General features: G+C 61.3%; 16 protein-coding genes. 6 read left to right on the top strand and 10 right to left on the bottom strand.

Annotation, left to right across the window (positions count from 1 at the left end; translation table 11 throughout):
* The first annotated feature begins 96 nt into the window (after nucleotides 1–96).
* Nucleotides 97–1059, top strand: coding sequence for a UDP-glucose 4-epimerase GalE (gene galE, locus L6D80_RS25265; RefSeq protein WP_176516490.1), 963 nt, complete (start codon nucleotides 97–99; stop codon nucleotides 1057–1059).
* A 51-nt stretch (nucleotides 1060–1110) separates the two neighbouring features.
* On the opposite strand, the gene L6D80_RS25260 is transcribed toward galE, so the two are convergent.
* The 8 genes from L6D80_RS25260 to L6D80_RS25225 form a co-directional block, all read right to left on the bottom strand.
* Nucleotides 1111–1917: a CpsD/CapB family tyrosine-protein kinase gene (locus tag L6D80_RS25260; RefSeq protein ID WP_054901439.1), complete on the bottom strand. Its 807-nt coding sequence runs from the start codon at nucleotides 1915–1917 to the stop codon at nucleotides 1111–1113.
* An 11-nt stretch (nucleotides 1918–1928) separates the two neighbouring features.
* Nucleotides 1929–3497 (bottom strand): GumC family protein, encoded by a 1569-nt coding sequence (locus L6D80_RS25255; protein WP_054901440.1) that lies wholly within the window; start codon nucleotides 3495–3497, stop codon nucleotides 1929–1931.
* 20 nt (nucleotides 3498–3517) lie between these two features.
* Nucleotides 3518–4594, bottom strand: a complete 1077-nt coding sequence (locus tag L6D80_RS25250) for a hypothetical protein (protein ID WP_156358083.1) — start codon at nucleotides 4592–4594, stop codon at nucleotides 3518–3520.
* Between the two features lie 64 nt (nucleotides 4595–4658).
* The gene (locus L6D80_RS25245) at nucleotides 4659–5216 is read right to left on the bottom strand and encodes a polysaccharide biosynthesis/export family protein (RefSeq protein ID WP_176516492.1); all 558 of its coding nucleotides are present in this window, start codon (nucleotides 5214–5216) and stop codon (nucleotides 4659–4661) included.
* A gap of 309 nt (nucleotides 5217–5525) precedes the next feature.
* A complete protein-coding gene (gene eppA / locus L6D80_RS25240) occupies nucleotides 5526–5702 on the bottom strand; it encodes an EPS-associated small membrane protein EppA (protein WP_176516494.1) in 177 nt (58 codons plus the stop codon).
* 340 nt (nucleotides 5703–6042) lie between these two features.
* Entirely contained in the window at nucleotides 6043–7161 is a 1119-nt protein-coding gene (locus L6D80_RS25235; protein WP_176516496.1) for a glycosyltransferase 61 family protein, read from the bottom strand.
* Between the two features lie 56 nt (nucleotides 7162–7217).
* Nucleotides 7218–8375 carry a hypothetical protein gene (locus tag L6D80_RS25230; RefSeq protein ID WP_054901444.1) on the bottom strand — a complete coding sequence of 386 codons (1158 nt, stop codon included), beginning with the start codon at nucleotides 8373–8375 and terminating at the stop codon, nucleotides 7218–7220.
* 362 nt (nucleotides 8376–8737) lie between these two features.
* Nucleotides 8738–10297, bottom strand: a complete 1560-nt coding sequence (locus L6D80_RS25225) for a putative bifunctional diguanylate cyclase/phosphodiesterase (RefSeq protein WP_371418646.1) — start codon at nucleotides 10295–10297, stop codon at nucleotides 8738–8740.
* Nucleotides 10298–10479: 182 nt separating this feature from the next.
* Between L6D80_RS25225 and L6D80_RS25220 the strand changes: the two genes are divergently transcribed.
* From L6D80_RS25220 to L6D80_RS25210, 3 genes are all read left to right on the top strand, one after another.
* Nucleotides 10480–12099 carry an NADP-dependent glyceraldehyde-3-phosphate dehydrogenase gene (locus L6D80_RS25220; protein WP_176516500.1) on the top strand — a complete coding sequence of 540 codons (1620 nt, stop codon included), beginning with the start codon at nucleotides 10480–10482 and terminating at the stop codon, nucleotides 12097–12099.
* 119 nt (nucleotides 12100–12218) lie between these two features.
* The gene (locus L6D80_RS25215) at nucleotides 12219–12686 is read left to right on the top strand and encodes a VOC family protein (protein ID WP_054901446.1); all 468 of its coding nucleotides are present in this window, start codon (nucleotides 12219–12221) and stop codon (nucleotides 12684–12686) included.
* Nucleotides 12687–12749: 63 nt separating this feature from the next.
* Nucleotides 12750–13937, top strand: coding sequence for a hypothetical protein (locus L6D80_RS25210; RefSeq protein ID WP_176516502.1), 1188 nt, complete (start codon nucleotides 12750–12752; stop codon nucleotides 13935–13937).
* A gap of 80 nt (nucleotides 13938–14017) precedes the next feature.
* Here L6D80_RS25210 and ilvA read toward each other — a convergent pair whose 3' ends face one another.
* Both ilvA and L6D80_RS25200 read right to left on the bottom strand, forming a co-directional pair.
* Entirely contained in the window at nucleotides 14018–15580 is a 1563-nt protein-coding gene (ilvA, locus tag L6D80_RS25205; protein WP_176516503.1) for a threonine ammonia-lyase, biosynthetic, read from the bottom strand.
* A 182-nt stretch (nucleotides 15581–15762) separates the two neighbouring features.
* Complete coding sequence (locus L6D80_RS25200) at nucleotides 15763–16194, bottom strand: PACE efflux transporter (protein ID WP_054901449.1); 432 nt, start codon at nucleotides 16192–16194, stop codon at nucleotides 15763–15765.
* A 166-nt stretch (nucleotides 16195–16360) separates the two neighbouring features.
* Here L6D80_RS25200 and wecB point away from each other — a divergent pair, with 166 nt between their 5' ends.
* Both wecB and L6D80_RS25190 read left to right on the top strand, forming a co-directional pair.
* Nucleotides 16361–17515, top strand: a complete 1155-nt coding sequence (gene wecB / locus L6D80_RS25195) for a non-hydrolyzing UDP-N-acetylglucosamine 2-epimerase (RefSeq protein ID WP_176516505.1) — start codon at nucleotides 16361–16363, stop codon at nucleotides 17513–17515.
* A partial coding sequence (locus L6D80_RS25190) for a glycosyl transferase family protein (protein ID WP_176516507.1) occupies nucleotides 17512–18960 on the top strand: 1449 nt, incomplete at its 3' end. The genes wecB and L6D80_RS25190, both read left to right, overlap by 4 nt.

Below are 18960 nucleotides of genomic sequence, written 5' to 3'. Positions count from 1 at the left end.
CCAAGGCACCCATGCTCCACGCCAGCCAAGGCCACTTGAGCCACGGCATTACTGATTTCCAGGCATTCGACGCTGCTTCTGTTCCAGGAGGATTGGATGAAGTACTTGGTTGTCGGCGGTGCAGGTTACATCGGCTCACACATGGTCAAGCACCTGATGGCGGCCGGGCATGACGTGGTAGTGGCCGACACCGTGGCCACGGGGCCGAACATCGAATGGGTCGAACTGGATATTGCCGATGCCCAGGGGCTGGATGCGCTGTTCGCCGACTACACCTGCGATGCGGTCTTTCATTTCGCTTCGTTCATCCAGGTCGGTGAATCGGTCAGCGACCCCGCCAAGTATTACCAGAACAATGTCGCCGCGACCCTGACCCTGCTTGAGGCGATGGTGCGCGCAGGTATCGAGTGCCTGATCTTCTCCTCCAGCGCCGCCGTGTATGGTGACCCGCAATACGTGCCAATCGATGAACAGCACCCCAAGGCGCCCATCAACCCCTATGGGCGCAGCAAGTGGATGGTGGAGCAGATGCTGCAGGACTTCGACCGTGCCTACGGGTTGAGGTCGGTGAGCTTGCGCTACTTCAACGCGGCGGGCGCCGACCCTGAGGGGGCTCTGGGTGAATGCCATGAGCCGGAAACCCACCTGATCCCGCTGATCCTGCAGGCGGCGTCTGGGCGGCGGGAAGCGATCACAGTATTTGGCCATGATTACGATACGCCGGACGGCACCTGCATTCGCGACTATGTGCATGTGGCGGACCTTGCGTCCGCGCACGCCCTGGCCGTGGATTATCTGCTGGCCGGAGGCGTCAGCACCGCGTTCAACCTCGGTAACGGGCTCGGCTTTTCGGTGCAGGAGGTCATCGATACCGCTCGGGTAGTCACAGGGCGGCCCATCGATGTGGTCGACGCACCACGCCGCGAGGGCGACCCCGCACGGTTGGTGGCCGATGCAGAACGGGCCAAGGCTGTGCTGGGCTGGCGGCCTCGGCATGCGTCGCTGGAGCAAATCGTGTTGCACGCCTGGCAATGGGAACGCCAGTACCCTTGGCAATGAGCGCGGCAAAGGCAGGCGTTGCCAGCCTGCCCTGCACGAAGCCTCAGTGGCTCAATAATAGGTGCGCGGCTGCTCGTCGGCCTTGTTCAACACCGCGCCGATCAGGTTCGCCGTTGCCAGATGGTACAGGCAGTCCTCGATATCCTTCTTGCTGTTCATTCCGTTGGCGACCACCAGCAGCACGCAGTCGAACTTCGGCAGCACGGTGATCGCATCATCGGAGCTCAACAGTGGCGGCAGGTCGAAAATGCAGATGCGCGAGTCATAACGGTCGCGCAGCTCGGTGATCAGGTCGTCGACCTTGGGCGAGGACAGCATTTCAGTGGACATCGGAATCGGCTCACGCGTAGGCAGTACCACAAAACGCGGCAGCGTTGGGTTGACCAGCACTTCCTCGAGCCAGGCCTTGCCACTAAGCAGTTCGTTGAGCGCCTTTTCCATCGGCAGGCCCAGGCTGCTGCCAACCCGTGGCCGGCGCAAGTCGAAGTCCACCAGCAATGCCGTCTTGGTGGTGTGGTGGGCAATGCTCATGGCCAGGTTGACCGCCAGCACCGTCTTCCCCGCTTCGGGGGTCGGCGAGGTGATCGCCAGGGTGCGCCAGCCATTTTCTTCCATGGTCTGCAGCACCTGGGTGCGCAGCAGGTCAATGGCCCCGCTCAAGTTGGAGTTCTTGTTGTACGAGACGATCCGGTTACGCTCCAGGTGCTCCGCACGCAGCGGCACCACCTTGGTCTGCACGTAATCGAACTGCCCCAACGGTTCAGGCTTTTCCGCCACCAGCGGCGCCTTTGGCGTTTCAATGGGCGTGGGGGATACCTGATGAATGTTCTTTCCAATAGCCGGCGTAATTCTGTCCATCGCTGCATTCCCTATTCAAACCGAGCCATAGCTTTAAACAACAGGACGTCCAACGGCATGTAGAACAGATGGACGACCAGCATCAGCATTGCAACCAGCACCAACCCGGCGATGATCAGCAGCAGGCGCCACTTCCTGCGCTTAGCCAGGTCCGCCTGGGTGGGGATGTACGGCACAGCGACCAGCACACGCTTGCCCAGCACGTTCTCCAGGGCGCCAACACCGCGCACCCGCTGGTTGAGCATCTCCAGCAACATCACCAGGCCACCGCCTACGGCGGGAGCGAGCACCAGGCCAAGGGCGACGATCTTCTTGCGGTTGGGTTTGACCGGTTTTTCCGGCATCAGCGGTGGCTCCAAAAGCACGAAGCGCTCGGCCTTGTTCTCCTGTTCCAGGCTTTCGGTAATCTTCGCGCCCATTTCCTTGTTGCGGATTTCTTCGTACTTCTTGCGCGCGTTGTCGTGGTCACGCATCAGGGTGATCAGGCCACGCTCGACCTGCGGGGCTTGCAGGATGTCCGCCTCGTAACTTTCAATTTTTGCCGTCAGCTGACGTTTCTGATCAGCCAGGGAGGCGATGCGTGACTGCGCCGCTGCCATCTTGGTGCGCACCCTGGCGGCATCCAGGTTCAACGTTGCGGCAGCGGCGATCCCCTTGTCGCCGGAGGCCTGCAGCAGCTCGATCTTGCGCTTGACTGCCTGCACATCGGGGTGCGCTTCCTTGTACCGGGTCAACAGGCGGGCATACTCGGCCTTGAGGCTGGCCAGGTCCTGCGGTTGGTCCACCGCGGCCGACCGGCTACCGGCCGCCGGGGTGGCCACGCCGGCATTGGCAGCCGACAGTTCCAGCTCGAGGTAACGCAGTTCCTCCTGAGCGGACTTATAGTCGCGGTCCACTTCGCGGAACTCCAGCTCTGCGCGCGACAGCATGCTCATGCGCAACTGCTGGTTCTCCGGCAAGGCATTGGCGTGAGCCTGCTTGAAATCGGCGAGCTGGTTTTCCAGGTCGGCCAGTTCGGCGCCCAGCTTGTTCGCTTCCTGGCTCAGGAATTCGGTGGTCTCGGTAGCCCGCTCGGTGCGCTGCTTGATGTTTTCATTGAGAAACAGCGTGACCAGTTCGTCAGCGACTTCCTTGGCAACCTCCGGGCGCTTGTCCTCATACGACACGGTAAAGGCCACCGTGGCCTCACCCCGCCCCTTGATGAAGGTGCTGAGCGTGGCGACCACGATCGCATTGCGCATCTGGTCGATCTTGTCGGTCTCGCTGAACTGCCTGCCCTTGTCGGCGAACAGGCTGTACTTGTCGATGATGCGCAGCAGGTTCTCGCGGGTCATGACGCGCTGGCGAATGACCTCGATGCGCTCGTCGGCGAAGCTGTTGTTGCCCGCCGACACCAGATCCGGGGATATCTGCTGCGACTCCACCAGGATGGTGCCGGTAGACTGATAGATGGGCGGCACACTGATTGCGACACCCACGGTCGCCGCCAGAATGACTACGATGCTCACCCCCAGCAACAAGGCACGGTCCTTGATGATGGCGATGTAATCTTTGAGGGAAAGCTCGTACTCGGACTTCATAGTGGCCACCCATGCAAGAGTCAGATGTCGGGGTATCTGTACGTCAGCGTCAGTCCAACAATTGTCGCTTCAGCATCTGGCAGGCCATTTTGCTGACGCTCCTTGTACATCAACGAGAAACGCAGGTCCCAGGCCCGCGAAAATTCCTGGCTGGCCCAGACACTGTAGGTCTGCAAGGTGTTGGGCGTTTGCCCTTTACTGTCCTGCCAGGACGCGTCGGCACCTATGCGGCGGGTTTCGGTGAGCAGGTAGCTCCAGGTGCCCCGCACCATGTCCAGTTGGGCAAAGCCGCCTTCGGCGTTGGCTACGGTGCTGCGCTCGGCGCTCAGGCTCGCCTCGTTGCGCGCCCCGCGGTAGAACAGCGACAGCCCGCCTTCACCGCGCCGCCCACCGCCAGAGCCAGAGGTTTCGTTGACCCCTACGTGCATGGCCCCTTCCAGTTGTTCCGAGAACTGGTGCCTGATGCCGATGCTGGGGACATAGCTGTTGGTGGCAACCGCGGTGGTCGTATCCTGGGGTACATAACGCCGGGCCTCGAAACCGCTGATGATGTCGGTGCGCTCGTTCCAGGCGTAAGTCCATGACAGGTAGTTGGAATATTCGTCGTAGCCGGTCAGCGTATTGATGTCGTAGCGGGCATGGTTGTACCGGGCTTCGTTGGCCAAGGTACTGCGCTCGGTAACGGCGCTGCTCCAGTTGGCGGTCAGCGACGACATCTTCTGCGTGCCATCGGTGGTGACCACACCGGTATCCAGCACAGCGCCCGAGAGTGTCGAGCTCTCGTTGTACTGCGCCAGCAGGCCAAAGCCGCCCGTCTCGGTTTCGCGCTGCCAGCCCAGGCTCAGATTAGGGTCCTCACGGTCGTCGACCACCGACCGGTCGGATGACCGCAACAGGTGCATGCCCAGGCCCAGGCGCAGTTGGTCGCGGTCGAACTGGCCGATCAGGTTGTAGTCGGGCGCAATGATGGTACGCGTCACACCTTTCTCCTTGGACGTAAGGAGCAATGGGTTGCTGTCGTACTCGACAGTCGTGGGGACCACGACTGAAGACTGCCAATTGGCGGCGTAAGCCACCCCCGCCAACGGCATCATCATGATCGCCGTTGCAACACGCTTTGGTCGAAAAGTAGGCACTAGTTATTCTTAATTATTAGAAGAGTCATGGGACGACCAGCGTATCGCCAGCCTGGAGTTGGAAGTTGGTGGACATGTCTCGCCCAGAAACCAGATCCTTGTAGCGTACCGGCAGTACCTTTTGCGAAGGGCCGCTCCCGCGGATCACCTTGATGGCGCTTTCGTCAGCGAATTTGTCCATTCCGCCCGACATGCTCAGCGCCTGAAGTACTGCCGTAGGGCCTGCCATTGGCACCGGGCCCGGCTTTATGACTTTGCCCTGGACATACACCAGATTGCCGGCCGTACCCGTCACCACGACGCTGACGTTAGGTTCGGCGAGATAGGGTTGCAGCCCGGCGGTTACCTTTTTTGCCACCGCCGTGACATCGAGGCCTGCCACATCAATGCGGCCAGCCAACGGGAATGTGATACTGCCATCGGGGAGTACGACGGTTTCCTGGCGTAATGTGTCTTCCTGCCAGACGGAAATAAGCACCTTGTCGCCGGGGCTGAGCAGGTAGGTCGAGTTTCTGTCGTCAGCTACGCTGGCGCCGGACCACACGACCAGTACGCAGAGGATGGAAAGCAGCAAACGCGCCATGAGGGATCCCTCCGGCCAGACGGCCCGGGTTAAGAGCACTGATTGAGAACCGCACTAAACCTCTCGCTCCACATCGCAGCCTGTAACCCGCTGCGCTGGCCCCCGCATCCTGGGGGCTATTTACCGTGATGCCGCGCCGCCAGCCATGGCTGGCGTATGTCGTCCAAGCCGATGGCTACTGGAATATAGCAATGGCTGGAGAATTGACAAGCTGCCGCCAGCGGAAAAACCATGAAGCCCATTTACTCGCGTCAACTTCCCGGCATCACGTTAAAACTCAGGAACTTCCAACAACACATTCAGGTGCAGTCAGATTTTCTTTCGGTTGGCCACCGCGACAAAACCGATGACCGCAAACGCAAATAACCAGGCCGCCGTTGCCAGAGGAACAATGTTCGTTTGACTCATATAAGAGTCAGCCGCCCGCGCTGCACCACTCAATAACACCAACAGAAAAATGGATTTGATGAACAGTGTCGAGCGCATGATCCCCTCCTGCAAAGAGGACAAGTTGTTATTGGTTTGGTGTAGAAGACTGTCTCGCTGTTGATTGGAGCTTATGGGCACAATGACATTACGTCAACGATCCGACACCATAATAAATCTCAATGGGCCAACCCTGTATTCGTCAATATACCGCCATACAGAATATGCAGCCGTTTTGGCATGGCTCACAAAAACGTCAAACCACTGATAACACTGATAAAAGCCTTGTGCTGTACTGCCACTTGGCGCGCACTGCAACGGCTGCCATGGCAACCGTCAGCGGGGGCCGAGTGTTTCACCAGCGAGAAATAGTGCGAATCATTGCGCTTACCGAACGTGCTTATGACGGAAAAAGATCAAGGGTGCGTTCGACTTCAGCAATATCCACAGTGAAACCATCCCCCTGCGGGCTACCCACGACAAAACCAAAATACTGATGGTCTCGATCGGTCAGGTACTTGTAGTAGCTGACAAAGCGATTGGGGGGCTGCAGTGTGAGCAGCGCACACCCGGGTTGCAAGACGTTCACGCCGTGGACCAGTTGACTGCCTTCCACGCCGATGACCACCCTCGCGCCTGCGCAGGCTGCCACGATGGCAGGTACGTCCAGCTTCATCGGGTTTATGACACGGAAACCGCGGTGCTTGCGCAGGTGTTCGGCAATCTCCAGTTCATTGCGCAGCAAGCGTAGGTCACCGTCGCTGCCCCGGAGAATGAAGACCCCTGGGTGCGGTGCTGGGTCCACATGCGCCAGCAGCCTGTCCCCCATGGCCCGGTAGCGCCTATGCCTGCTGTGGTTGTTACTGACATCGTCGAACAGCACGAGCTCGTGGAAGAAAGCGCTGCGCAAACGCAACGGTTGCATCCCCAACCACTGCTCATAAGCTGGGCCCTGGGTGAACAGCGGGTACCGTTTTGACGGAGCGGTCGTCACAGGCACACCCTCATCGCACGCCAATGCGTAGGTCGGGCAGTCCTCCATCAGCCAGGTGCCGAACCAGGTATTGCCGTTTTGCGTGCAATAGGCAGCGCCTCGTGCGATTTCGTGCTCGATGACGACGCGTGGAAAGGTACTGGGCTTGAGCGACAGCCAGTGGCTGGCATTACCTTTGTACAGCGCGCCATCGATCAGCCAGACCTGCTTGAGCAGATAACCCCGAGTAGGGCCTTGTTGCAAGGTTATACCCCCTTCCATGGTGCGTGCTGGATGCACGTACGGGAAGAAGCGCTTGGCCTCCCAACCGGTTACCCGCTCCAGTTGGTTGGGAAGATAGATTGCCGGGGGCGACACCGTGGTTTCACCTGGGGCGATATCCCATGCGCTATGCGCCAGGCTCTTTATATCGATATCGTCTTTGCGCGTTAGACGCTTTCTTGCGATGTGCCGGTAGGCCGCAAGCGTCCAGTTATAACCGCCAGGAACCGGTGATGTATCCGCTTTCGAGGTATCGCTTTGCATGGAGCAGCCCCCATAGGTAATAACGGGTCGAGGACCAGACGCGTCCGCGGTTGACTTCAGCTGGATGCCACCCGCTCCATCAACGGCGGCGACTTGAAGTTGGCGTAGCGGGCGCGCAACGTTTCAAGGAACGAATCTCCCGCACTTTTGGCGCCATACAAGTAGATTTTGTGCAGCCCGCCGAACACCATTTCGTGATAACGGCTGGCCACCTCTTCATCGGTGGTGCCGTCCGGCAAACCCAGGTGCAGCGTCAATTTATTGCCTTCCATGGCAAATAGCGGCGTGTCCCACAAAAATTGCGCGGTCCCGTTTCTGGGTAGGCGCACGAACAGATAGGCGTGATTACCCAGTGAGTCCACATCACCGCCCCGGCGCCGCTTCCATTTGAGCAGGCCATCATCAGGGCGCGCCAGGCACAGCCCGATGTCGTAATAGTCGTAACCGTGTTGCAGTGCCCACTCCAGCGCCATGAAGGTGGTGATCGAGTTCACTTCACGCAACTTTTTGGCGTCGGAAAACACCGCTTCGCAGTAGCCGAACCGCAAGGTACTCCAGTAACGCTTGCCACCCCGGGTGATTTCACAGCCCAAATGGCAGGCCACCACCTCATCGTTGAGCGTGATCAGGTCGAGCCGGCCAACACCCTTGGCCAGCCTGAACACCTCTTCTGTCGCAAACTGCGCCGCATGAATGCCCTGCCGCGCGGTGGCGTAGGGCCTTAGCAGGTCCCTGTCAGCCATGGCGATCTCGTCATCGGCAACGGTCTGGCGCATCTGGTAGAGCGGTCGGTTCTTGCGGATGCTGCGGCGCAGCTCGCTGTCGTAGCGACCGGTGATATCGTCCAGCGAGCGCCCCAGTGGCACCACAGCGCTCAGGTAATGAGGCACCGATAACGCCCCGCTGGTAGGCACTTCGCTGACCACCACCACATGCTTCGATACGCCAGCCGTTGGCGTTTCCTCAGCGCGTTCGGCTGCCTCCCGTTGGCCTTTGCCACCGATAAGCAACTTGGCCATTTCACGCTGCTGCTTTCTGCCAATGTAAAGAATCTCGTAGGGGCTTTCTTGGCGGAGCCTGAACCGGGCCACCTCCCAACGCCAGACACAGGCACGCCCAAGCATGTCGCGTACCTGGCTTGAAACGTTTCGGATCTCATACCGCAGAGAGGGCGAAATGAGTTTACGGGCTACTGCCGTCAGGTGCGCTTTCATGTCTTCTACGACGTCCTTTGAATATTCAACTGGATTTATCGGAAGCGTTTCTTGTTATTGCTCAAGACATTCACTTAACGCACTGATAAATCGACAACATGTGCCAAGTTAGCGCCAACATTAAGTAACAATTTAAGATGCCAGTTCGTGCATTGGCAAGCGGCATTTTGCTAGCACTTCGCGCCATTTCATGGCGTCAATTTTTAATGCGCCTTGTATTCAACGATTGATTATTGCAATGGCTATTGTCTGCTCCGCACAGGGAGGCCCGGGGCGCTTCGCGCACCTCTTTTTGGCAGGCGCCAACTTCAAGGCGCACGGGTTGCGGCGCTTCGAGTGCTTTTCCAGAACGTTGAAACGGTTCAGGTTGTGCCCTGGCGGCCGCGCTCACCGCGGCTGGCCAGCCAGCGCGCCAGATCTGCCGCAGGCATAGGCCGGGCGAGCAGGTAGCCCTGCCCTTGGTCGCACCCTGCGTTGCGCAAGAAGTCGTACTGTTCCTGGGTTTCGATCCCTTCTGCAGTAATCCTGAACCCCAGCGCATGCCCCAGGTCGATGATCGCCCGGGCCACCGCGACGGCATCGTCGTCGTTGGGCAGGTCCTTGATGAAAGCACGGTCAATCTTCAAATGATCGATCGGCAGCGCTCGCAGGTAGGCCAGAGACGAATAGCCGGTCCCGAAGTCGTCCACCGCAGTGGTCACTCCCATCGCTTGCAACTGGGCCAATACCGCACAGGCCTGTTGCTGACTTTCCATCAGCAGGCTTTCGGTGATCTCCACTTCCAGCAGACTTGGCGGCAGGTTATGGCGTTCCAACGCCAGGGCCAGGCTGGTGACATAGTCGCTGCGTTCGATTTGCAGCGCCGCGACGTTGATCGCCATTGGCCCGGGCACACAGTCTGCGTCACGCCAGGCGGCCATTTGGGCGCACGCCAGCTGCAGCACGCGCTCACCCAGCGGGATGATCAACCCCGTGCGCTCGGCCAGCGGGATGAACTCGGCCGGCGAGACCAGGCCGTGGGCAGGGTCGCGCCAACGCAGCAATGCCTCGACCCCTTCCAGCGCACCGCTGAACAGGTCGACCTTGGGTTGGTACCACAGCTCGAACTCATTGGCCTGCAGGGCCCGGCGCAGGTTGCGCTCAAGCTCCAGGCGCTGCTGCAGGCGTGCTGTCATGTCGGCGTGATACGGCCGCCAGGCGTTGCGCCCGCTTTCCTTGGCCGCATACATGGCCGTGTCGGCATGGCGCAGCAGGCTGCCTACATCGGCCCCGTGCTGCGGGCACCTGGCCAGGCCGATACTGCCGGTGACCAGGGCGGCGTTGCCGTTCAGGTCGAATGGTCGTTGCAGGCAACGCAACAGGTGACCCACCTGGTGGCTTACCTGCCCTTGAGTACCGCGCAGCATGAACACGAATTCATCACCACCCAGGCGGCACAACCGGTCCGGCGTATCCAGTTCCTGCAAGAAGCGCGCGGTGGCCTGCTGCAACAACAGGTCGCCCATGGCATGCCCAAGGCTGTCGTTGACCTGCTTGAAACCGTCGATATCGAGCATCAGCACCGCCAGGCCATCGGCCTGGACAATGGCTTCGGCCAGTTGTTGCTGGAACAGCACACGGTTCGGCAGGCCGGTAATGGTGTCGTAATGCGCCAGCCGCTCAAGCTGTGCCTTGGAGCGGCGCAACTCGAGGTTGCGGTGGTGCAACTGGCGCTGCTTGCGGTTGATCTGGGCAAGGAACAGGCTGGTCAGGCTGGTACAGGCCAGGGCCAACCAGAACAGCGGCGAGCCCAATGCACTGGCCGGCACATCGTCGTGCTGGCGCTGCACGTCCAGGTGCCCCAGCAGCACAGACAAGCCAATGCCGACCACGGCAAAACCGACCGGCATCAGCTGGTAGAACGACTGGCGCAGCGTGCCCATGGGCGGTGGCTGCTGATCGGGTTGGGGAGTAGGGGTCGGGGTCATAGGCCTGCGAATGCGCTCGATTGCTCCTGTATCGGCGCAGTGCGGGCAATATTGAGCCAGACTGGTATTTTTCTTTCGCCGGGTGCATCCTCGAGCTGAAGCGATTCACCCACCTAGACTTGTGAGGTGCAGTACCCATGGACCACCTGCTCGATTCGCTGTTCCCTGCCGCCAGGGACATCCCCGAAGCCTGGCACCTGGGCGAGCCCCTGGAGCAACGCGACTACCTGGTCAACGGTGCGCTCAGGCGCTGGGACGGTCCGCTGGCCACGGTGCGTAGCCCGGTGTGGCTGAAGGAAAGCGAAGGCGAGCGCCAGGTCATCCTGGGCAGCGCGCCACTGCTCGACGCCGCCACCGCCTTGACCGCGCTGGACGCCGCCGTACAGGCCTACGACAAAGGCCGCGGCGCCTGGCCGAACATGCGCGTGGCCGAGCGCATCCAACATGTCGAAGCGTTCCTGGCACGCATGCGCGAACAGCGCACAGCGGTGGTCAAGCTCCTGATGTGGGAGATCGGCAAGAACCTCAAGGATTCAGAAAAGGAATTCGACCGCACCTGCGACTACATCGTCGACACCATCAATGCACTCAAGGATCTGGACCGCCGCTCCAGCCGCTTCGAGCTCGAGCAAGGCACCCTTGGCCAGATCCGCCGAGCGCCGCTGGGCGTGGCCCTGTGCATGGGGCCCTACAACTACCCGCTCAATGAAACCTTCACCACCCTCATCCCCGCCTTGATCATGGGCAACACCGTGGTGTTCAAACCGGCCAAGTTCGGTGTGCTGCTGATTCGGCCGCTGCTCGAAGCGTTCCGCGACAGCTTCCCGCCAGGCGTGATCAACGTCATCTATGGCCGCGGCCGCGAAACGGTCAGCGCGCTGATGGCCAGCGGCAAGGTCGATGTGTTCGCCTTCATCGGCACGCACAAAGCCGCCAGCGACCTGAAAAAACTTCACCCGCGCCCGCACCGCCTGCGCGCCGCGCTGGGGTTGGACGCCAAGAACCCCGGCATCGTGCTGCCCCAGGTGGACCTTGACAACGCGGTGGACGAAGCCGTCACCGGCGCGCTGTCCTTCAACGGCCAACGCTGCACCGCGTTGAAGATCCTGTTCGTGCACGAGGACGTGGTCGAGGCCTTCCTCGACAAGTTCCAGCGCAAACTGGTCGCGCTCAAGCCTGGCATGCCGTGGGAACCGGGCGTGGCCCTGACCCCGCTGCCTGAGCCCGGCAAGGTCGATTACCTCCACGGCCTGGTCGCCGACGCAACGGCCAAGGGCGCGCGGGTGCTCAACCCAGGGGGCGGGCACAGCCGTGGCTCGTTCTTCTGCCCCGCCCTGCTCTACCCGGTGAACAGCGAAATGCGCGTGTACCACGAGGAACAGTTCGGCCCCGTGGTGCCGGTTGTGCCCTACCGCGATCTGCAGACGGTGATCGACTATGTGCTCGACTCCGACTATGGCCAGCAGTTGAGCCTGTTCGGCAATGACCCGCAAACCATTGGCAACCTGGTCGACATCTTCGCCAACCAGGTCGGCCGTATCAACCTCAATGCCCAGTGCCAGCGCGGCCCCGACACCTACCCGTTCAACGGCCGCAAGAACAGCGCCGAAGGCACCCTGTCGGTGCATGACGCCCTGCGCGTGTTCTCGATACGGACGTTGGTGGCCACCAAGTTCCAGGACGCCAACAAGACCCTCATCAGCGAGATCATCCGCAATCGGCAGTCCAGTTTCCTGACCACCGATTACATCTTCTGATGGCGGCGTGGTTATAGACAATCGATCTAGCCCTGCAGTCGATTTTCCGTCACCACGAACGACTCTATGCAACAGGGGCCGCTAAGTGCCCCTTTGCATCCCACAGAGGAGACTTGAACATGGCTGTCAAACCTATCCCCGAAGGCCAGCACAGCATCACGCCCTACCTGGGTATCAAGGACGCCGCCAAGGCGATCGAGTTCTACAAGAAAGCCTTTGGCGCCATCGAGATGTTCCGCCTCGACGGCCCAGACGGCCGCGTTGGCCACGCTGAACTGAAAATGGGCGACTCATCGCTGATGCTGGCCGACCCCTGCGACATGGAAGGTGGGCTGACCGCCAGCCAGTCACTCAACGGTGTGGCCATCGGGCTGCACCTGTATGTCGAGGATTGCGACCAGGTCTACGCCCAGGCGCTGGCCGCCGGCGCTACCCCGTTGCACGAAGTGAAGGACCAGTTCTATGGTGACCGCAGTGGCACCCTGAAGGACCCGTTCGGCAACCTGTGGTTCGTCGCTACCCACAAGGAAGACCTCAGCGTTGAGGAAATCCGCGCCCGCGCCGCAAAACTGTTTGCCGGTGGCTGAACGCCAGGTTGAAAGCGGCGCGACTTTGCCTGAAGCTTGAGGCTCGTAGCTTGGAGCTGCTTCATGCGAATCATCGACAAAACCGCCGCACAGGTCCGTAGCCTGACCCCGGCCGAGGAGCAACTGCTGGCCGGTTTTGCCAGCGGCACCCTCGCCGGTCCCCGCCTGTTGCAGGCCAACCAGCTGCTGATGAAGGTGCGCAGCGCCAACCAGTGGCTGGCGTGCGACTGCCGCAAGGATGCCCTGCCGGTGCTCAATGTCACCCTCAATGGCAGCACCGGCACACTGTTTCTCAAGAACAACCCCGGCACCGCCGAGCATGCCCCCGGTTGCCCATTCACCAAGGACGAGCGCGAGGCCGGCGAGCGCGAAGAGCCGCCTGCCGCACCCGCTGCATGGCTGGCACCAGACACGCCCCTGCGCCTGATCGGTGACTTTCCCAAGGCCCTGGACACCCAAGGCGGTACGGGAGACGGTGGCGAGCGCCGCGACCAGCAGCGCCTGCTGTCGCTGCTGCTCACATGGATCGAGACCAGCGGCCTGAACCTCTATGCCACGCACCTGAAAAAGGACCTGACCAGCCAATTTGCCGAGCTGCGCAGTGTCGCCAGCCGTTACCCGCTGCTCGAGCGCGTGCCCGCCAGCAACTACCTGGAAACGCGGCTGGACATGAAGCACATGATGATGCTCAAGGCCCGCCTGCGCGAGGCCACGGTGTTCGGCAATCACCGCCGCCACGGCCTGCTGCTGGACTGTGTCGAGCAGGTCAAGGGGCGCAAGGTGTTCAACAATCGCAGCGAGGAAGGTTTCGACTTCCAGGGTCACCATCTGTACTGGGCTGGCAACCGGGCCAACGGGCCATTGCTGGTCTTGGCCTTGTACTCGCCCACCACCGCCGGCAGCCATTTCTACGAACTGATTCACGTGGCCAGCGTGCCGGTGCTGTCCCGCGCTCACCTGTTCCCGGTATACCGCGACGAAGAGCGGGAGCCGCTCAAGGCATTGGTCTCGTTGATCGACTGGATGGCCAGCAAAGGCGTGAAGGTACAGATGCGCAGGCCAGTGATCGGCGGCCAGGTAATGGATGAGCTGGTGCTGACCTCGGATCAGGACCGGGTGCTGTCGGTGTCGCTGCTTGAGCAACCGATCGGCCCGGAACCGGACGCAGAGAATTTCAAGCGTTATGCCGACTTCAAGAGCTTGGAAACCTTCCGCAAGTTCGTGGCAGGTTTCTTCATGCGCGAGCGCTGAACACCCGGTTCGCACAACCGCGGCCCGACAACGCCAACCGACAGGCGTTATCCCAGGGCCGCGCCCGAGCACAGTAGCAATCACCCAAGAAACAGCGTGTACGCCGGATTATCGGTTTCATCCCAATACCGGTAGCCCATCTCGTCCAGCGCCTGCGGCAACCCTGCCTGTTCATCCCCCGGCACTTCTAGCGCAGCGAACACCCGCGCCTCAGCCGCGCCATGGTTACGGTAATGGAAAAGGCTGATGTTCCAGCGCTTGCCCAGTCGTTCCAGGAAGCCCAGCAACGCCCCTGGCCGCTCCGGGAATTCAAAGCGCAGCACCCGCTCATCAGCCCCCGGCGCGGCATGCCCGCCCACAGTGTGCCGCACATGCAGCTTGGCCAGTTCGTTGTCGGTCAGGTCGAGCACGCTGTAACCCTGCGCCTGCAGGTTGGCCAGCAATTGCTGGCGGGGGTCATGCAACGGGTGGGTCTGCACACCGACGAACAACCGTGCCTCCTTGCCCGGGTAATAGCGGTAGTTGAACTCGGTGATCTGCCGCTTGCCCAGCGCCTGGCAGAAGGCCCGGAAGCTGCCGGGGTGCTCGGGGATGGTGACGGCGATGATTGCCTCGCGCTGCTCCCCCAACTCGGCGCGCTCAGCCACGTGACGCAGCCGGTCAAAATTGACGTTGGCACCAGAGTCGATGGCCACCAGGGTCTGCCCCTGCACACCTTCGCGCTTCACGTACTTCTTGATCCCGGCCACGGCCAGGGCGCCGGAGGGTTCGGTGATCGAACGGGTATCGTCGTAGATATCCTTGATCGCTGCGCACAGCTCATCACTGCTGACGGTCAGCACTTCGTCGACAAAGTGCCGGCACAGCTCGAAACAATGGGCGCCGACCTGAGCCACTGCCACACCGTCGGCGAAGGTGCCGACCTGCGGCAGCACCACGCGCTCACCGGCAGCCATCGCGGCTTGCAGGCAGTTGGAATCTTCCGGCTCCACACCAATCACCTTGACCTGCGGGCGCAGGTACTTCACATAGGCGGCGATGCCTGCTACCAGCCCGCCGCCACCGACCGGCACGAAGATGGCGTCGAGCGCACCCGGTTGCTGGCGCAGGATCTCCATGGCGACAGTGCCCTGCCCTGCGATCACATCCGGGTCATCGAATGGGGGCACGAAGGTGGCGCCCTCACTGTCGGCCAACGTCAGTGCATGGGCCAGGGCATGCGGAAAGCTTTCGCCATGCAGCACCACATGGCCACCGCGTGACCGCACGCCTTCGACCTTGAGCGAGGGCGTGGTGGTGGGCATGACGATGGTTGCCTTCATACCCAGGTGCGAGGCCGCCAGCGCAACGCCCTGGGCGTGATTGCCGGCCGACGCCGTGATGACCCCGCGCGCGCGCTGGGCTGTGGTCAGCCGCGACAGGCGGGTGTAGGCACCGCGGATCTTGAACGAGAACGTCGGCTGCAGGTCCTCCCGCTTGAGCAGCACTTGGTTACCGAGGCTGGCCGACAGCGCCGGAGCCGCCTGCAGAGGCGTCTCGATGGCCAGGTCGTACACCGGCGCGGCGAGAATGCGGCGCACCTGCTCCAACAGCAGTTGCTGGGGGCTTAGCGGTGTACAGGGACTGACGTTGAGGCTGGTCATCGAAGGCAACTCCTTGGCTTTTTTACGTTGCCCAGGAGTCAGAGAGAAGAAACCCGCCTCCAGGGCGGGTTTGGTGCACGTACGCGCTAGCCCGCCAAGCTGATAATGGCGGTAATAATAATGGCGTTCACGTGCGGGAATGTGTTCATGGGTAGGAACTTATCCCGCCAGGCGCCGCCAAGTCAACACTTGGCTTGCTGCGCCGAAAGCGGCACGTCGAACACCTTGTCAAAGCCCCACTGGAACACGAAGGCGTAGACGAAGAAAAACACGAACAACGCCAGGTTGGTGAGCAACGCCGCCCAGAGGCTGACATCCAACCAGTACGCCACCAGCGGCAGCAGGATCAGCACCAGCCCGCCTTCGAAGCCCAGGGCATGCAGCAACCGCCGCAACAAGGTTCGTTCCCGCTTGTGCTGGCGGGCTTCCCACCGTTCGAACAGCCAGTTGTAGGCCATGTTCCAGCTCATGGCGATGCCCGACATGAGGACCGACAGCACGGTGGACTGGGCCATGCCGGCACCGAACGCCAACTCCAGCGCCGGTGCCACGCAGGCCACAGCGATGGCCTCGTAGAGAATGGCCTGGACAACCTTGCGTGCCTTGCCTTGCATGTTCAGCTCCTGTCGAAAAGGGCTATCACGTTACTAGATGCAGTTCACAAGAAAAAGCCGGAAATCCGCCGTGCATTGGACAACCCTGGGCGTGGCTGCTTGTCTCTATTAATTGCAAGCGGCGACACGTCGTACTTCGTCCAGAGGATCGAACGAGGAGAGGCCGATGGCTAACACTGTCATGATGGTATTCGGAACCCGCCCAGAGGCAATCAAGATGGCCCCGCTGGCCAGGGTTCTGCGTGAATTTCCTGATATCGAACTGCATATCTGCTCCACAGGGCAGCACCGCGAGATGCTCGAACAGGTGCTCACCGCGTTTGGCCTTAGCGTCGACCAGGACCTCAAGGTCATGACCCAGAACCAGACCCTCAATGGCCTGGCCCGCGACCTGCTGGACAAGATCGACAAGGCCTACGACCAAGTCCAGCCCGATATCGTGCTGGTCCACGGCGACACCACCACCAGTTTCATCGCCGGCCTGGCCGCCTTTCACCGGCATATTCCCATTGGCCACGTCGAGGCCGGGCTGCGTACTGGCAATCTTCAGCAACCTTGGCCCGAGGAGGCCAACCGGCGCCTGACCGGGGTGATCGCCGACTTGCATTTCGCGCCTACGACCAAATCCCGGGACAACCTGCTCCGCGAAGGCGTGCCCGTGGAACAGGTCGAAGTGACCGGCAATACCGTGATCGATGCGTTGCTGTGGATGCGTGAACACCTGACCCGCAGCCAGTGGCAGCCGGCCGCCGACTCGCCCCTGCATGCACTGCCTGATGGCCAGCGCCTGGTGCTGATCACCGGCCACCGCCGAGAAAACTTCGGTGCCGGTTTCGAGCGGATCTGCCTGGCCCTGGCCGAGTTGGCCCTGCGTTACCCGCACGTGCAGTTCGTCTACCCCGTACACCTCAATCCGCAAGTACAGAAAGCCGTTTACGGCCTGCTTTCCGGGCGCGACAACATCCACCTGATCGCCCCCCAGGACTACCAGCACTTTGTCTGGCTGATGAACCGCGCCCACCTCATCCTCACCGACTCCGGTGGTATCCAGGAAGAAGCCCCGGCCCTGGGCAAGCCCGTGCTGGTGCTGCGCAAGGTCACCGAACGTCCGTCGGTACTCGAAGGTGGCACGGTGAAGCTGGTCGGCACCCTGACCGAACGGATCGTCAAGGAAACCAGTCAACTGCTCGACGACCCCGAGGCCTATGCCCGCATGGCGCGTGTCTTCACGCCGTTCGGTGACGGCCACGCCAGTGAGATCATCGCCGAGCGCCTGAGCCGCTGGTTCGCAGAAACCGACACCCAACGAGACGACGCATGAGCCTGGCTTTCATCGACTTTCTCACCTATGTCCTGTTCGGCCTCAAGATCCTCGCCATCATCCTCGCCACACTGATGTTCCTGCTGGGGCTCGACGACCTGTTCATCGACCTGTGCTACTGGGGTCGCAAGCTGATTCGGCGCTTTCGCATTTACGATAAATACGAAAAAGCCGATGAAAAACGCCTGTTCGACGTACCGGAAAAGCCCTTGGCGATCATGGTGCCGGCCTGGAACGAGGTCGGCGTAGTCGGCGAAATGGCGCGCCTGGCAGCCTCGACCATCGACTACGAGAACTACCAGATTTTCGTCGGCACCTACCCCAACGATCCTCAGACCCAAGCTGATGTGGATGCGGTCTGCCTGCACTACCCCAACGTGCACAAGGTGATCTGCGCCCGCCCTGGCCCGACCAGCAAGGCCGACTGCCTGAACAACATCATCGACGCCATCCTGCGCTTTCAGGACGACGCACGTATCGAGTTCGCCGGCTTCATCTTGCATGACGCGGAAGACGTGATCTCGCCCATGGAGCTGCGGTTGTTCAATTACCTGTTGCCGGCCAAGGACATGATCCAGATACCGGTATACCCCTATGCCCCGGAGTGGAAGGGCTTCACCGCCGGCCACTATGTCGACGAATTCGCCGAAAACCATGGCAAGGACGTGATCGTCCGCGAGGCACTGACCGGCCAAGTGCCCAGCGCCGGCGTCGGCACCTGCTTCAGCCGCCGCGCCATCAGCGCCCTGCTCGAGGACGGCGACGGCATCGCCTTCGACGTGCAGAGCCTGACCGAAGACTACGACATCGGCTTTCGCCTGAAACAAAAAGGCATGAAGTGCATCTTCGCCCGGTACTCCATCAGCGACCCGGCACTGGCGCTTGAACAGCAATGGCGCCTGGGCATGAGCCGTGAATTCTCCCAGGTGATCTGCGTGCGCGAGCATTTCCCTCGCGACTGGCAGCATGCCATTCGGCAGAAATCGCGGTGGATCGTCGGCATCGTCTTCCAGGGCACCAGCAACCTCGGCTGGAGCCGTACAGGGGCACTCAACTACTTCCTCTGGCGAGACCGCCGCGGGCTGTTCGCCTACCTGCTCAGCTTCCTGGTCAACCTGTTGCTGCTGGTGCTGCTGGCCATGTGGCTGGTGACGGTGATCGCCCCTGAGTCCTGGCGTTTCATGTCGATCCTCAGCGACAGCTGGCTGCTCACCACGCTGCTGTGGCTCAACGGGCTGCTGCTGATCAACCGCCTGTTCCAGCGCGGCTGGTTCGTCACCCGCTACTACGGCATCGGCGAAGGACTGCTGTCGGCGCCGCGGATGATGTGGAGCAACTTCGTCAATTTCTTCGCCAACCTGCGCGCGTTGCGCCAGGTCATGGAGATGGGCGACTCGCGCCGGGTGGCGTGGGACAAGACCACCCACGAATTCCCCGCCCTCGCC

Source organism: Pseudomonas ceruminis (genome assembly GCF_021602025.1).
Classification (GTDB): Bacteria; Pseudomonadota; Gammaproteobacteria; order Pseudomonadales; family Pseudomonadaceae; genus Aquipseudomonas; species Aquipseudomonas ceruminis.
This window is presented reverse-complemented; position numbering and strand designations above follow the sequence as displayed.